At 64.5% G+C, this 13,057-nt stretch carries 9 protein-coding genes and 3 tRNA genes; 5 read left to right on the top strand and 7 right to left on the bottom strand.

Annotated elements, in window-relative coordinates; all coding sequences use genetic code 11:
* Positions 1-187: 187 nt before the first annotated feature.
* The 3 genes from ACFW0B_RS19045 to ACFW0B_RS19035 all read right to left on the bottom strand — a co-directional run bounded on the left by ACFW0B_RS19045 (position 188) and on the right by ACFW0B_RS19035 (position 435).
* Positions 188-263, bottom strand: a tRNA-Lys gene (locus tag ACFW0B_RS19045).
* Between the two features lie 10 nt (positions 264-273).
* Positions 274-350 (bottom strand) — tRNA-Pro (locus tag ACFW0B_RS19040).
* A gap of 9 nt (positions 351-359) precedes the next feature.
* Positions 360-435 (bottom strand) — tRNA-Asn (locus ACFW0B_RS19035).
* On the opposite strand from ACFW0B_RS19035, the gene ACFW0B_RS19030 reads away from it, so the two are divergent.
* Positions 394-2,943 (top strand): DUF1631 domain-containing protein, encoded by a 2,550-nt coding sequence (locus ACFW0B_RS19030; protein WP_449150558.1) that lies wholly within the window; start codon positions 394-396, stop codon positions 2,941-2,943. The genes ACFW0B_RS19035 and ACFW0B_RS19030 overlap by 42 nt on opposite strands.
* A gap of 20 nt (positions 2,944-2,963) precedes the next feature.
* Positions 2,964-3,305 (top strand): PilZ domain-containing protein, encoded by a 342-nt coding sequence (locus tag ACFW0B_RS19025; RefSeq protein ID WP_449150556.1) that lies wholly within the window; start codon positions 2,964-2,966, stop codon positions 3,303-3,305.
* A gap of 161 nt (positions 3,306-3,466) precedes the next feature.
* Here ACFW0B_RS19025 and clpB read toward each other — a convergent pair whose 3' ends face one another.
* From clpB to rluD, 3 genes are all read right to left on the bottom strand, one after another.
* Positions 3,467-6,031, bottom strand: coding sequence for an ATP-dependent chaperone ClpB (gene clpB / locus ACFW0B_RS19020; protein WP_449150555.1), 2,565 nt, complete (start codon positions 6,029-6,031; stop codon positions 3,467-3,469).
* Between the two features lie 316 nt (positions 6,032-6,347).
* Positions 6,348-7,073 (bottom strand): peptidoglycan editing factor PgeF, encoded by a 726-nt coding sequence (pgeF, locus tag ACFW0B_RS19015; protein WP_449150554.1) that lies wholly within the window; start codon positions 7,071-7,073, stop codon positions 6,348-6,350.
* Positions 7,070-8,044 carry a 23S rRNA pseudouridine(1911/1915/1917) synthase RluD gene (gene rluD / locus ACFW0B_RS19010; RefSeq protein WP_449150553.1) on the bottom strand — a complete coding sequence of 325 codons (975 nt, stop codon included), beginning with the start codon at positions 8,042-8,044 and terminating at the stop codon, positions 7,070-7,072. The genes pgeF and rluD overlap by 4 nt, the downstream gene beginning before the upstream one ends.
* Positions 8,045-8,191: 147 nt before the next feature.
* On the opposite strand from rluD, the gene ACFW0B_RS19005 reads away from it, so the two are divergent.
* Entirely contained in the window at positions 8,192-9,211 is a 1,020-nt protein-coding gene (locus ACFW0B_RS19005; RefSeq protein ID WP_449150552.1) for an outer membrane protein assembly factor BamD, read from the top strand.
* Between the two features lie 212 nt (positions 9,212-9,423).
* Here the strand turns inward: ACFW0B_RS19005 and ACFW0B_RS19000 are convergent, their stop codons facing one another.
* Positions 9,424-11,055, bottom strand: a complete 1,632-nt coding sequence (locus ACFW0B_RS19000; protein ID WP_449150551.1) for an NAD+ synthase — start codon at positions 11,053-11,055, stop codon at positions 9,424-9,426.
* Between the two features lie 172 nt (positions 11,056-11,227).
* Here ACFW0B_RS19000 and ACFW0B_RS18995 point away from each other — a divergent pair, with 172 nt between their 5' ends.
* Together ACFW0B_RS18995 and ACFW0B_RS18990 are read left to right on the top strand one after the other, a co-directional pair.
* The gene (locus tag ACFW0B_RS18995; protein WP_449150550.1) at positions 11,228-11,464 is read left to right on the top strand and encodes a PP0621 family protein; all 237 of its coding nucleotides are present in this window, start codon (positions 11,228-11,230) and stop codon (positions 11,462-11,464) included.
* A complete protein-coding gene (locus ACFW0B_RS18990) occupies positions 11,454-13,055 on the top strand; it encodes a sensor histidine kinase (RefSeq protein ID WP_449150549.1) in 1,602 nt (533 codons plus the stop codon). The genes ACFW0B_RS18995 and ACFW0B_RS18990 overlap by 11 nt, the downstream gene beginning before the upstream one ends.
* The last annotated feature ends 2 nt before the right edge of the window (positions 13,056-13,057 follow it).

The raw sequence follows: 13,057 nt of genomic DNA, 5'->3' as shown, positions 1-13,057 counted from the left end.
CCTTGCCTTCCGCTAGCACTTCCCCTTGCCGGGCGTGCAGAGGACTTCCACCTCCAAGTCGTCCAGTTCACCACCACAGTGAACCGAACAGCGCCAGTCACGGCGCTACGCGCCATGCCTGGCGCACACAAAAAAGCGGTAAGGCTTTCGCCTTACCGCTTCTTCGGACCTCCCGGGAGGTCTTGTATGGTGGGTCGTGTAGGATTCGAACCTACGACCAATTGGTTAAAAGCCAACTGCTCTACCGACTGAGCTAACGACCCAAATTTGAGGTGGTCGGGGTAGAGAGATTCGAACTCCCGACATCCTGCTCCCAAAGCAGGCGCGCTACCGGACTGCGCTATACCCCGTCTGGAAGTTGGCTCCGCGACCTGGACTCGAACCAGGGACCCAATGATTAACAGTCATTTGCTCTACCGACTGAGCTATCGCGGAACTTCGATCTTCCAACTCTGCTTCGCTTCGCTGTTTGCTTTAGCGCTTCAGAGGCGCGCCATTTTACGGATAGCGAACAGGCTGTCAACCCCTAAAAAAACGAATTCTGACAATGATTTGCAGAAAACCGCTCGAGTGCTATACCTGAGCCGTAGCGAGAGCGTTGCAGGTCGTGATCGCGGCCTGTCTCTCTACAGGACGGCTATGAGCAATCAGGATCGACCCCCACCCCCTCCAGGCCCCGTGACGACGCTGGCCAGCCGCGGTATACAGCCGCGCTTCGGTGATCTGGTGCAAAGTTGCCGCAAGCTGGTGATGAACCGGCTGGCGGAGCATCTGACCCGTGTTTTCAGCCATGTGGACGACACCCTGTTCGAATGCGCCGAGAAGGCCGAGAACAATCAGGTCCAGACGCTCTTCTTCGACAGCATGCGGGATATCCGCAAGCAACGCCCGCAAATAGAACGCGCGTACCATCAGCGCATCGCCAAGAGCTTCGAAGATTTTCTCAGCGGCAAGCTCAAGCCAGCCCTGAGCGCCGGGGAATTGAACGCTGACGACCTGGAGCTGATAGAAAACGACGAATACGAGGAAAACCTGCTGGTCACCAACATGGTCAGCCGGGTCAAGGCGCGCTGCTCGCAATCCCTGTTCGCCCTCGACCAGCGCCTGGCGGTGCTCAATGGCGGGCGCAAGCTGGGGGATGACGACAATCCCTTCGGGCCGCAGTCCATTGCCCTGGCCTTCCGCGAAGCGCTGGCGCCCTGCCCCTTTCCGCTACGGATCAAGACCATCCTCTATATGCTCTTCGACCAGCACGTGATGCTCGGGCTGGACAGCGTCTACGAGGCACTCAACCAGCGGCTGATCCAGGCCGGCGTGCTGCCCAACCTGAAATACAACGTGCAGCGCTCCCCCAGCGCACCCACCCCCTCTTCATCTGCCGCAGGCCAGAAGCCTTCGGCGGAACAGTCCACGCAATATTCGTCCGCGCCGCAAGCCACCGGGCCGCTGGACCTCAGCGGCGCGCCGCCCAGCGACCCGGGACAACTGTTCAGCGGTCTGGCCTCCCTGCTGGGTGAGCGCCGCCAGCACCACAGCAATGCCCCCTTGCCCGGCGGTACGCCGAGCATTTCCAGTTTTGCCCCGCGCGGCGCGACACGCACCTACAGCGCGGCCGAACTGCTGGAGGCGCTGAACCGCCTGCAACAGCAATCCGCCCAGGACCTGGCCAGCAAACTGCGCCAACCGCAGCGCGTCGAGGGGCTGAAGGCCGACCTGCACCAGCAACTGGAAAGCCACAGCCACCTGCCGGGCCAGCAGAAGCTGTCGGATTACGAAGCTGATGTGATCGACCTGGTGGGGATGCTCTTCGACTTCATCCTCGACGACGATAACCTCGCCGATGTCTACAAGACCGCCCTCTCCCACCTGCATACGCCTTATTTGAAGGTCGCGCTGCAGGACAAGGCGCTCTTCACCCAGCACCACCACCCTGCCCGGCGCCTGCTCAACAGCATGGCCCAGGCAGGCGTGCTCTACGCCAGCGAGACGGAAGAACGGGACCTGCTGGCGAAGATTCACTGGGTCGTGGAGCGCGTCGTCCATGGCTTCAGCGGTGACCTGCTGCTGTTCGACAGCCTGCTGGATGAGTTCAACGAATACGTCGGCACGCTGCGGCACAAGGTGGAACTGCGCGAGCAGCGTGCCGTGGAAGCCGCCAAAGGGCGCGACAAGCTGCTGGGAGCCCGCCAGCAGGCCGTCGACACCGTGGGACGCTGCCTGGCGGGACGCGAGCTGCCCGGCGTCATCCAGCATTTCCTCGAACTCACCTGGACCGATGTGCTGGTCTTCGTGCTGCTCCGCCACGGCGAGCGCAGCGTTGAATGGCAACGCTCGGTGGAAGTCGCCGAGCAACTGGCCTGGAGCGGTACGCCGCTGGACGCCGAGGGTCAGGCCCACCTGCAACAGTTGCGCATTCCCATGCTGGAAGACCTGCGCAAGGGCCTGGAACTGCTGGGTGGCTATCACGAGGACGGCATCCGGCGCCTGCTTCAGGACCTGGTCGCCTGCCAGCACGCGGTCCAGTCGCAGCAACCCCAGGTGGCGGCACGCATCGAAAGCCCGCTCCCGGAAAGCCGGCTCGGCGAGATGCTCGGGGAAGACGCCGAACTGGCCAATACTCCGCGACCGGTCAGCCTGTCCAGCCGCGCGCAGGCGCTGATCAAGGAACTTGCGAGCGTCGAGTTCGGCACCTGGTTCGAGTTCATCGACGGCCCGCAGACCCGGGCGCTCAAGCTGTCCTGGTTCAGCCCGACCACTCGCAATTACATGTTCGTCGACCACAGCGGCCAGCGCGTGGCGATCATTCCCATTACCCAGCTGGCCCTGGACATGGAGCAAGGACTGGTCCGCCTGGTCCCGCCGGAACGCACGGCCCCGCTGATGGATCGCGCCCTGGGCGCCATCTACCGGGTACTGCAACGCTTTACCGGCCGCACCGTCTGAGCCCGCAGCAGGAGTTCACCATGGAAGAACGTCGCCAGCACAGCCGCTTTGCCGCCGAGCTGCAGCTGGAAGTATTCGACTTGCATTCAGGGCAGCGCCTGGGACGTATCGTCGACCTGTCGATGGACGGTTTCATGCTGCTGAGCGAATTGCCGCTCGCCGCCGACTCGGTCTGGGAATGCCGGCTCGTGCCCCTGACCTGGGTGGAAGGGCTGGAAGAAATCCGCCTGGGCGCGGACTGCCTGTGGACCCGCATGGGCGAAGACCAGCGCAATTGCTGGGCGGGCTTCCACATCATCGACCTGGCCGAAGACCAGGCCATCATCCTTGAGGACCTGCTGCAGTCCATTCGCATGCCCTAGCGCAACCGCTGAACATGAAGCAGCCCCGCAATGCGGCAATGCCCTTCACATAAGAACGCCGCTTATCCCTCACCTTTCTGCACCGGTGAATCGCTGTAGGAGCCAGCTTGCTGGCGAAAAGGCTTCGCGAGCAAGCTCGCTCCTACAACACTCGCTGCGCATCAGCTGAATACGATCTCGTCTCCTTCCACCTTCGCCGTGATGGTGACACCGGGAGCGAACTGGCCTGCCAGGATCTGCTGGGCAAGCGGGTTTTCGATCCAGCGCTGTATCGCCCGCTTCAACGGACGCGCACCGTAGACCGGGTCGTAGCCAACCGCGATCAGCTTGTCCAGGGCCTCGGGGCTCAGCTCCAGGCTCAGTTCACGCTCGGCCAGGCGCTTGCGCAGACGCTGTAGCTGGATTTCCGCGATGCCGCCTATCTGGTCACGACCCAGGGGCTCGAACACCACCACTTCGTCGATCCGGTTGATGAACTCGGGACGGAAATGCGCGCTTACCGCATCCATCACCGCCGCACGCTGCGCCTCGCGGTCGCCCACCAGTTCCTGGATCTGCGAGGAGCCCAGGTTGGAGGTCATCACCACCACCGTGTTGCGGAAGTCCACGGTGCGGCCGTGGCTGTCGGTCAGGCGGCCATCTTCCAGCACCTGGAGCAATACGTTGAATACGTCCGGGTGGGCCTTTTCCACCTCGTCCATCAGCACCACGGAATAGGGTTTGCGACGCACCGCTTCGGTCAGGTAGCCGCCTTCCTCATAGCCGACGTAACCCGGAGGGGCGCCGATCAGGCGAGCCACGGAGTGCTTCTCCATGAACTCGGACATGTCGATGCGCACCAGGGCTTCTTCGGTGTCGAAGAGGAATTCGGCCAGCGCCTTGCACAGTTCGGTCTTGCCCACGCCGGTCGGGCCGAGGAACAGGAAGGAACCGCTCGGGCGATTCGGATCGGCCAGGCCCGCGCGGGAACGACGCACCGCGTTGGCCACGGCGACGACCGCCTCGTGCTGGCCGATGACCCGCTTGTGCAGGCCATCTTCCATGTGCAGCAGCTTCTCCCGCTCGCCCTCCATCATCTTGGCCACCGGGATGCCGGTCCACTTGGAGACGACTTCGGCGATCTCTTCGTCGGTCACCTTGTTGCGCAGCAACTGGTTTTCGGCCTTGCCATGCTGGGCAACCATTTGCAGGCTGCGCTCAAGATCGGGGATCACGCCGTACTGCAGCTCGGCCATGCGTTGCAGGTCACCCTTGCGCCGGGCAGCCTCCATGTCCTGGCGCGCCTGCTCGATCTTCTGCTGGATCTGCGCCGAGCCCTGCACCTCGGCCTTCTCCGATTTCCAGACCTCTTCCAGGTCGGCGTATTCGCGCTCCAGCCGGGCGATGTCTTCCTTCAGTTTTTCCAGGCGCTTGAGGGCAGCATCGTCCTCTTCCTTCTTCAGCGCCTCCTGCTCGACTTTCAGCTGGATCAGGCGACGCTCCAGACGGTCCAGGGCTTCCGGCTTGGAGTCGATCTCCATGCGGATGCGGCTGGCGGCTTCGTCGATGAGGTCGATGGCCTTGTCCGGCAGCTGGCGGTCGGTGATGTAGCGGTGCGACAGCTTGGCCGCGGCGATGATGGCACCGTCGGTGATGGTCACCTGATGGTGCACCTCATAGCGCTCCTTGAGGCCACGCAGGATGGCGATGGTGTCTTCTTCGCTCGGCTCATCCACCAGCACCTTCTGGAAGCGGCGCTCCAGCGCGGCGTCCTTCTCGATGTACTGGCGATATTCGTCCAGGGTGGTGGCGCCAACGCAGTGCAACTCGCCACGGGCCAGCGCCGGCTTGAGCATGTTGCCCGCATCCATGGCGCCTTCGGCCTTGCCGGCGCCGACCATGGTGTGCAGTTCGTCGATGAACAGAATGACCCGGCCTTCCTGCTTGGACAGTTCATTGAGCACGCCCTTCAGGCGCTCTTCGAACTCGCCACGGAACTTGGCCCCGGCGATCAGCGCGCCCATATCCAGGGCCAGCAGGCGCTTGTCCTTCAGGCCGTCAGGCACTTCGCCGTTGACGATGCGCTGTGCCAGACCCTCGGCGATGGCGGTCTTGCCGACGCCGGGCTCGCCGATCAGCACGGGGTTGTTCTTGGTACGGCGCTGCAGGACCTGGATGGTGCGGCGGATCTCGTCGTCACGGCCGATCACCGGGTCCAGCTTGCCTTCCTCGGCACGCTTGGTCAGGTCGACGGTGAACTTGTCCAGCGCCTGGCGGGATTCCTCGATGTTGGGATCGTTCACGGCCTGGCCGCCACGCAGGTTGGCGATGGCATTCTCCAGCGCCTTGCGGGTCACGCCCTGGCCGAGCAGGAGCTTGCCGAGGCGGGTGTTTTCGTCCATCGCGGCGAGCAGCACCAACTCGCTGGAAATGAACTGGTCGCCCTTCTGCTGGGACAGGCGATCGGCCTGGTTGAGCAGGCGCGCCAGGTCCTGGGACAGGTTCACGTCGCCGGTGGGATTCTGGATCTTCGGCAGATGATCGAGTTCACGGGTCAGGCCCTGGCGCAGGGCCGCCACGTCGAAGCCCACCTGCATCAGCAGGGGCTTGATCGATCCGCCCTGCTGGTCGAGCAGGGCCAGTACCAGGTGTACGGGTTCAATGGCGGGATGGTCATGGCCAACTGCCAGGGACTGGGCATCGGAGAGCGCCAGTTGCAGCTTGCTGGTCAAACGGTCTATTCGCATGGTTTCGTCCTTTCTTCAGGTAGCGGGCGGCGCAATGACGGCGCCAGATACGAAAAGCCCGCCGGGATGAAGCTTAGATAAGGACGATTCTGGGTGATTCAACCTCTACGAAATTGACCGGCATCAATGGCCGACGGTGAGAGCGATTTCAACAGCCCCCCGTAGGTTGGTCCAAGCGCAGCGAGGCCCAACGCGCCCGGCATCAGCCACGAAATGTTGGGTCTCGTTCCTCTACCCAACCTGCAAGTGCTGCCGTTTTCTGTGGGGGCGAATTCATTCGCCAAGGACCTGGCGCGCCTTCATCCTGCCTGGGCAGTCAGTCGGCCAGCCAGACCAGGCTGGCGAAGCGGCCGGTGCGCGCGGCGCGGCGGTAGGAATAGAAGCGCGGATCGCTGACGGTGCAGAAGCCGCCGCCATACACGGCGTGGATGCCGCGAGCGGCGAGGCGAATGCGCGCCAGCTGGTAGATGTCGGCCATGTGCTTCCCCTGGTTGACGCTGGGCCGGAAGGCCTGGTCCGCTTCGGGATGACTGGCAACGAAGGCTTCGCGCACCTCGGGACCGACCTCGAAGGCTGCCGGGCCGATGGCCGGGCCGAGCCAGACCAGTACCTCGTCGGCCGGCAAGGCAAGCGCATCCAGGGTCGCCTCCAGCACGCCATTGGCCAGGCCACGCCAGCCGGCGTGGGCAGCCGCAACCTTGCTGCCGGCGCGGTCGCAGAACAGCGCCGGCAGGCAGTCGGCCGTCAGAACCGCACTGGCGACGCCGGGTTCCGCCGTCCAGCTGGCATCCGCCTCGACCACGCGAGCCGGATCAGCCTGCACGACGCGCACGCCATGCACCTGGCTCAGCCAGGCTGGCCGGCAAGCCAGGGTGGAGGTCAGCACCTGGCGATTCCTTTCGACGGCGTGTGGATCGTCGCCAACGTGGCTGCCGAGGTTCAGGCCCTCGAACGGCGGCAGGCTGAAGCCGCCGTCGCGGGTGGTGACACAGGCATTCACCCGCGCAGGCGCAGGCCAATCGGGCTTCAGCCAGTTGGTCATTGCTCGAAGGACTCGCGATCCTGGCGCAGCAGGGTGAGCAGCCAGACGAAATCGTCAGGCAGCGGGGATTCCCACTTCATGCGCTCGCCGGTCACTGGGTGGTCCAGTTCGAGGAAGCGCGCATGCAGGGCCTGGCGCGGGAAATCCTTGAGAGTCTGGATCAGGGTCTGGCTCGCCGCCGGCGGAATGCGGAAACGACCGCCGTAGACGGGGTCGCCCACCAGCGGGTAGTTCACATAGGCCATGTGCACACGGATCTGGTGGGTACGGCCGGTTTCCAGCTTGACGCGGGTATGGGTATGGGAACGGAAGCGCTCCAGCACCCGATAGTGGCTGACCGCAGGCTTGCCGCCGGCCACGACAGCCATGCGCTGGCGCTGCTGGCCATGACGACCGATGGGAGCGTCCACCTTGCCGCCGGAGGTGATCACGCCGACCACCACCGCCTCGTAGATGCGGCTCACGGAGCGCGCCTGCAATTGCGCCACCAGGTGGGTGTGGGCTTCGAGGGTCTTGGCCACCACCATCAGGCCAGTGGTGTCCTTGTCCAGGCGGTGGACGATGCCCGCTCGCGGCACATTCTCCAGGTCCGGCACATGGTGCAGCAGGGCATTGAGCAGGGTGCCGTCGGCATGCCCCGCGGCCGGGTGCACCACCAGGCCGGCCGGCTTGTCCAGCACCAGCAGGTGCTCGTCTTCGAAGACGATGTTGAGCTCGATGTCCTGGGCCACCCACTCGCCCTGGGACTCCTGCTCGGCGTTCAGCTCCAGCAGCGCACCGCCATGCACGATGTCCCGCGGACGCAGCACACTGCCGTCAACGGTCAGGAGCCCTTCCTTGATCCAGCCGGCGAGACGGGAACGGGAGTGCTCGGAAAAGAGTTGTGCAGCGACCTGGTCGAGACGTTGCCCGCCCAATTCGGACGGGACCTCGGCGCTGAGTTGAATGCTCTGCTTGTTAATGGAAGACATGCTCGAAAACGGAGGGGGCGCAGCCTTTGGTTTCGGTTGCGCGCTTGTGGTTAAATACCGCGTCTTTGTCCCGGGGGTTCCGGGGCGCCCATCATAACAGGACGGCTCCAGCCAAGACAGCCAGCCGTCACAGGGACGCAAGCCGCCATGCAAGTGAAACACCTGCTGCTGATCGCCACTCTCGCCCTCGCCGCCGCCTGTTCCTCCAATAAGGAAGTGGTGGACGAGAACCTGAGCGAAGCCGAGCTGTATCAGCAGGCCCAGGCCGATCTGGACAACAGCAGCTACACCCCCGCCATCGCCAAGCTCAAGGCCCTGGAATCCCGCTATCCCTTCGGCCGCTACGCCGAACAGGCCCAGCTCGAGCTGATCTACGCCTATTACAAGAATGTCGAACCGGAAGCCGCCAAGTCCGCCGCCGAGCGCTTCATCCGCCTGCACCCGCAGCACCCGAACGTCGACTATGCGTACTACCTGAAGGGCCTGGCCTCCTTCGAACAGGACCGTGGCCTGCTGGCGCGCTTCCTGCCGCTGGACATGACCAAGCGCGACCCGGGAGCCGCCCGCGACTCCTACAACGAGTTCGCCCAGCTCACCAGCCGCTACCCGAACAGCCGTTACGCCCCGGATGCCAAGCAGCGCATGATCTACCTGCGCAACCTGCTGGCCGCCTACGAAATCCACGTTGCCCACTACTACCTGACCCGTGCGGCCTATGTCGCCGCCGCCAACCGTGGCCGCTACGTAGTGGAAAACTTCCAGGAAACCCCCGCCGTCGGCGATGGCCTGGCCGTGATGGTCGAGTCCTACCAGCGCCTGGGGCTGAACGAGCTGGCCGCGTCCAGCCTGGAAACCCTGAAGCTGAACTACCCGGACCACCCGTCCCTGGTGGACGGCCAGTTCGTTCCCCGCGAAGAAGAAGCCGACAACCGTTCCTGGCTGGCCAAGGCGACCCTGGGCCTGATCGAGAGCGATGCACCGCTGCCCCCGGGCGAAACCCGCGCCGCCCAGGACGTGATCAGGCAGTACGAAGACGCCAAGGAACAGATCCCGGCAGAACTGCTGCCGGAGAACCAGGACGAAGTGCGGGAAGAAGAGCACGAGTCCGAAGCCAACCAGAGCGACCGTTCCTGGTTCAGCTACATGACCTTCGGCCTGTTCGACTGATACAGCGCGGTACGCAAGAAAGGGAGGCTTCGGCCTCCCTTTTTCATTGCTCCATGCCTTCCAAACGTAGCGAGCTTGCTCGCGAATCTCGTCGAACCATTCGCCAGTGAGTGGGCGCGCCCAGCGGTTATGCCAGGCGAAGGCGGCTGGATTTCCCCGGATTGCATCCGGGCTAGCGCTTGCGACGGAATGAGCCCGCGCACGCTCCTGCGCTAATCCCCCAGCCGCCATCCCGAGGTAATGGGATAGCGCCTCTCCCGACCGAAGCCCCGCTTCGTCACCCGGATGCCCACCGCTGCCTGGCGCCGTTTGTATTCGTTGCGATCCACCATGCCCAGCACCCGGTTCACGGTGTCTTCATCGAACCCCTCGGCAATGATGGCGTTGGCCGACAGGTCATGTTCGATATAGAGCTTTAGGATCTCGTCCAGCACCGGATACGGCGGCAGCGAGTCTTCATCCGGCTGCCCCGGGGCCAGCTCCGCCGAGGGCGGCCGCTCGATCACCCGCGGCGGGATCACCGGGCCCAGGCTGTTGCGGTACTCGGCCAGACGGAAGACCAGCGACTTCGGCACATCCTTGAGGACGTCGAATCCGCCAGCCATATCGCCATACAGGGTCGCGTAGCCGACTGCCAGCTCGCTCTTGTTGCCGGCGGTCAGCACCAGGCTGCCCTTCTTGTTGGAAATGGCCATCAGCAGCATGCCGCGGCAGCGCGCCTGCACATTCTCCTCGCTGACATCGCGGGAATGGCCGTCGAACACCGGCGCCAGGACCTGCTGGAATGCCTCGACCACAGGCGCGATGGGCAGCACCCGATAGCCGACACCCAGCAGGTGTGCTTCGGTTTCGGCATCCTCCAGGCTGATCTGCGCCGTGTAGTGGCAGGGCATCATCACCGCTTCCACACGCTCCGGCCCCAGGGCGTCGACTGCCACCGCGAGGGTCAGGGCCGAGTCGATACCGCCGGACAATCCCATCACTGCCCCGGTGAAGCCGTTCTTGCGGACGTAGTCGCGCAGGCCCAGCACCAGCGCCTGGTAGACACTCGCTTCCAGTTCCGGGAGCTCGGCGCAATGGGTCCGGCGTGGCCGCCAGACGCCGTCCTGCAACTGCAGGTCCACCGGGTAGAGGCCCTCGACGAAGGCCGGCGCGCGCTGGCAGATCATCCCGCCGGTATCCATGACGCAACTGCCGCCATCGAACACCAGCTCGTCCTGGCCACCGACCTGGTTCACGTAGATCACCGGTATCTCGCCCTCGGCCACCCGCTCGGCCAGCACCTCTTCGCGTTCCAGCTGCTTGTCCAGATGGAAGGGCGAGGCATTCAGGCTGAGCATCAGCTTCGCCCCGGCTGCGCGGGCCTGGGCCATGGGCTCGGGAAACCCGATGTCGTCACCGATCGACAGCGCCATCGCCACACCCTTGATATCGACGACGCATGGCTGCTGTCCCGGTTCGAAGTAGCGCTTCTCGTCGAACACGCGGTAATTGGGCAGGCGCTGCTTGTAGTAGCTGGCCAGCAGCTGACCATCGGCGATCACCGCGCAGGCGTTGTAGCGCAGCTCATCCTCCAGCCAGGGATAACCGACCACGAGGTAGATGCCGCGCACTTCGTCGCGCAGCCGCTGCAGCCCCATCTCGACGCGCCGCTGCATGCTGGAACGCAGCAGCAGGTCCTCCGGCGGGCAGCCGCACAGGCACAGCTCGGGGAAGACGATGACGTCCGCTTCCCAGGCTTCGCGGGCAGAGTACGCCGCCTCGATGATCCGCTCGACATTGCCCTGGACGTCGCCGACGCGGAAGTTGAGCTGGGCCATCACGATTCGCAGGTTTTGGCGCATGGCCGTCTCCTGAGTGGTGTGCAAGGTGTCGAATGCGCCTCAACGCCACCATACTCCGGCGCGCCCGCAGCGAAAACCACGCAAGTTGCACCAGCGTGCGGCCGGTCTCTGTGCGCAGCCAACCGGCTTGGCTAAACTGCCAGCTTTCCACCAAGTAGTGAGCACCTTCGGCATGTTTCGCCTGCTGTTCTGGATTGTCCTGATCTTCGTTGCCATCTGGCTGTGGCGCCGCTTCAAGAAGCCCTCGACGCCCCGCCCCCAGCCCCGCCAGCAGGATGAAACACAACCGATGGTGCGTTGCGCACAATGCGGTGTTCACGTCCCCCGCAACCACGCCTTGTCCCGGGACGATCGCTGGTATTGCAGCCGCGCCCACCTGGAACAGGACCAGGGTTCCGGTGAACGCTGATACCCGCCCCCTCCCGACCGGGCTCAGCGCCCAGGGGCGGCGCATCTTCCGCCTCTACAGCCTTTACCGGCTGCTGATCGGCCTGGTGCTGGTGGTCCTGATCTCCAGCGAACTGGACGACCGCCTGCTGGATCTCGCGCAGCCCGAGCTGTTCCGCAACGCCAGCTGGTTCTACCTGATCCTGAACGCCCTGATCGCCGCACTGGTGCCCCGCCCGCGGAGCATGGTGCAGGTCTTCAGCCTGGCGGTGGTGGATGTCTTGCTGCTCTCCTGCCTGTTCTTCACGGCAGGCGGCACACCAAGCGGCATCGCCAACCTCATCGTGGTCTCGGTGGCCATCTCCAATATCCTCCTGCGCGGACGCATCGGGCTCCTGGTGGCCGCCGTGGCGACGATCGGGCTGATCTACCTGACCTTCTACCTCAGCATCAGCCAGCCCGAGGCCTCCAGCCAGTTCGTCCAGGCCGGCGGCTTCGGCACCCTGTGCTTTGCCGTGGCGCTGTTCATCCAGGGGCTGAGTCGGCGCTTGCAGATCAGCGAGACGCTGGCGGAACAGCGCGCAGAAGATGTGGCGACCCTGGAGGCGCTGAACGCGCAAATCCTCGAGCGCATGCGCACCGGCATCCTGGTGCTCGACCCCCGCAACCAGATCCTGCTCGCCAACAATGGCGCCCAGGCCCTGCTGGGCAAGGACGACCTGACGGGGCGTGCGCTGAGCAGCCAGTGCCCCGCGCTGCTGGAACGCCTGCAGTACTGGCTCAGCAACCCGACCCTCCGGCCACAGAGCCTCCAGGCGTTCGCCAACGGCCCGACGCTGCAACCCAGCTTCGTCCACCTCCAGCGGGGCGGTCAGCAGAACACCCTGGTCTTCCTCGAAGACATCTCGCAGATCGCCCAACAGGCCCAGCAGCTCAAGCTCGTTTCCCTCGGCCGCCTGACCGCGGGTATCGCCCATGAAATCCGCAACCCCCTGGGCGCCATCAGCCACGCGGCCCAGTTGCTCCAGGAGTCGGATGAACTCCAGGGGCCTGACCGGCGCCTGGCACAGATCATCCAGGACCACTCGCGGCGCATGAACCTCGTGATCGAGAACGTGCTCCAGCTGTCCCGTCGTCGCCAGTCGGATCCGCAGCTGCTGGACCTCAAGTACTGGCTGACCCGTTTCGCCAGCGAATTCCGCGAGTCCTCCGGCCCGAACGAGACCCTGCACCTGAGCACGCTCGGCAGCACCCTGCAGACGCGCATGGACCCGCACCAGCTCACCCAGGTGCTGACCAACCTGGTGCAGAACGGCCTGCGCTACAGCAGCAAGAAGAACGGCCAGGCCCAGGTCTGGCTCAAGCTGTTCCGCGACCCCGAAAGCGACCTGCCGGTACTGGAAGTGGAAGACGACGGGGAAGGCGTCCCGCCTGAGCAGGTCCACAATATCTTCGAGCCCTTCTTCACCACCGAGAGCAAGGGCACGGGCCTCGGCCTGTACATCTCCCGCGAACTCTGCGAGAGCAACCAGGCCCGCCTCGACTACAAACCGCGCGAGCACGGCGGCAGCTGCTTCCGCATCACTTTCGCCCATCCGCGCAAACTGAGCTGACC

It is taken from the genome of Metapseudomonas phytobenefica (genome assembly GCF_043392685.1).
In the GTDB taxonomy this organism is placed as follows: domain Bacteria; phylum Pseudomonadota; class Gammaproteobacteria; order Pseudomonadales; family Pseudomonadaceae; genus Metapseudomonas.
The sequence above is the reverse complement of the archived record's forward strand: the minus strand, read 5'-3'. Positions and strand labels throughout refer to the sequence as shown.

What these genes read in the sequence shown, in the direction of transcription:
- ACFW0B_RS19030 (WP_449150558.1), top strand. Translation starts at nt 394, where the DNA reads ATGATTAACAGTCATTTGCTCTACCGACTGAGCTATCGCGGAACTTCG.
- ACFW0B_RS19025 (WP_449150556.1), top strand. Translation starts at nt 2,964, where the DNA reads ATGGAAGAACGTCGCCAGCACAGCCGCTTTGCCGCCGAGCTGCAGCTG.
- clpB (WP_449150555.1), bottom strand. Translation starts at nt 6,031, where the DNA reads ATGCGAATAGACCGTTTGACCAGCAAGCTGCAACTGGCGCTCTCCGAT.
- pgeF (WP_449150554.1), bottom strand. Translation starts at nt 7,073, where the DNA reads ATGACCAACTGGCTGAAGCCCGATTGGCCTGCGCCTGCGCGGGTGAAT.
- rluD (WP_449150553.1), bottom strand. Translation starts at nt 8,044, where the DNA reads ATGTCTTCCATTAACAAGCAGAGCATTCAACTCAGCGCCGAGGTCCCG.
- ACFW0B_RS19005 (WP_449150552.1), top strand. Translation starts at nt 8,192, where the DNA reads ATGCAAGTGAAACACCTGCTGCTGATCGCCACTCTCGCCCTCGCCGCC.
- ACFW0B_RS19000 (WP_449150551.1), bottom strand. Translation starts at nt 11,055, where the DNA reads ATGCGCCAAAACCTGCGAATCGTGATGGCCCAGCTCAACTTCCGCGTC.
- ACFW0B_RS18995 (WP_449150550.1), top strand. Translation starts at nt 11,228, where the DNA reads ATGTTTCGCCTGCTGTTCTGGATTGTCCTGATCTTCGTTGCCATCTGG.